Source organism: Pseudomonas sp. P5_A12 (assembly GCF_056400685.1).
In genome coordinates, this window is the sequence record NZ_JBFUKU010000565.1 from 1 (window position 1) to 1385 (window position 1385).

Below are 1385 nucleotides of genomic sequence, written 5' to 3' on the forward strand. Positions count from 1 at the left end.
GACGACGGTAGTGAGCTATTGGATTAACCGATTCAGGACACGGAGCTGTCTAGCAAAAGGGCGCCCAAGAAGATGGCAATAGGCCTCATGTCTTTTTTAGAGCTATTTACGACTGAACCATACGAAATAGATCTAAACCACGGGTGACGCGGGCTCTAAGGTGAAGTGTACGAAGTTGTCGTCGGGTTTTGCCGAGGCGCTCGTCTGACAGGAAGTGCAACGCTCTGCCGTCATGGATATATGCAGGCAGGCATCAGGAAATAACAAAAAAGGCGGTCAAGCCATGTTCAAGCATTCGAAAGTACGTCAAGCCGGGCTCATTCTTTTCGCTACCATGCTGTTGTTGATTTTGCCGAATCTGACCAAGGTGATTGGCTAGTCGGTAATAAATACGGCGTCAGGTATTTATATCGTCACTCTAAAAATGTGACTGGCTCGCTACCCGAGCCAGCGTGGGTGTGCCAACCTTTGTGGCACTTTCACGACATGGATGGCGATCTATTGAAAACGCTCACTCTGATCGGGGCCTTGCTGCTCAGCACGCCTCTGTTTGCCGCACAGCTGAACCTGGAGCTAGGCGCGAGCAGTCGCACCTGGCAGACCGAGGAGCTGCTCAAGCATCCACAACTTCAGACCCTGCGTATTGCCGATGACGTTTCCTATAAACGGGAGATGAGCTATCAAGCGGTGCCGCTGACGGCGTTGTTGACCGGTATCAAGCCTTCTGACCATCTGCAAGCCGTGGCGCTGGACGGATTTGCCGCCGAGTTGGCCGCTGCACCGCTGCTCAACACCCAAGGTGCGCAGGCATGGTTGGCGATTGAAGACCCGGCCAAACCGTGGCCGGCGCTGTCTGCAAGCAAACCGAGTGCCGGGCCGTTTTATCTGGTCTGGACAAATCCTCAAGCCGGCAATATCAGCCCCGAGCAGTGGCCGTACCAGGTCGCCAGCATCAAGCGCATGGCGCCGGTGGCTGAACGCTTCCCTGCCCTGCTGCCGGATCCGGCCTTGAAAGCGGACAATCCGGTCAATCAAGGTTTTGCGCTGTTTCAGAAGAACTGCCTGGCGTGCCATCGACTCAACGGTGCCGGGGATGCGCAGTTCGGGCCGGATCTGAATATTCCGTATAACCCGACCGAGTATTTTGGGGCGGACTTCCTGAAGCGGTATATCCGTGATCCGCAGAGCTTGCGCCAGTGGCCCCAGGCGAAGATGCCGGGGTTTACCGCGCAGGTGTTACCGGACGGGGATCTGGACATGTTGGTGGGGTATTTGAAGCATATGGCCGGGCGCAAGATAAAGCCCTGACCCTATTCCCCTTGTGGGAGCGAGCCTGCYCGCGATAGCGGTCTTCCAGTCAGTAAATCTATAACTGACACACCGCT

Annotated in this window: 1 protein-coding gene; it reads left to right on the forward strand. The window is 55.7% G+C overall.

Translation table 11 applies throughout. The features are described 5' to 3' along the window. Nucleotides 1-486: 486 nt before the first annotated feature. A complete protein-coding gene (locus AC1DSG_RS31145; RefSeq protein ID WP_477794291.1) occupies nt 487-1308 on the forward strand; it encodes a c-type cytochrome in 822 nt (273 codons plus the stop codon). The last annotated feature ends 77 nt before the right edge of the window (nt 1309-1385 follow it).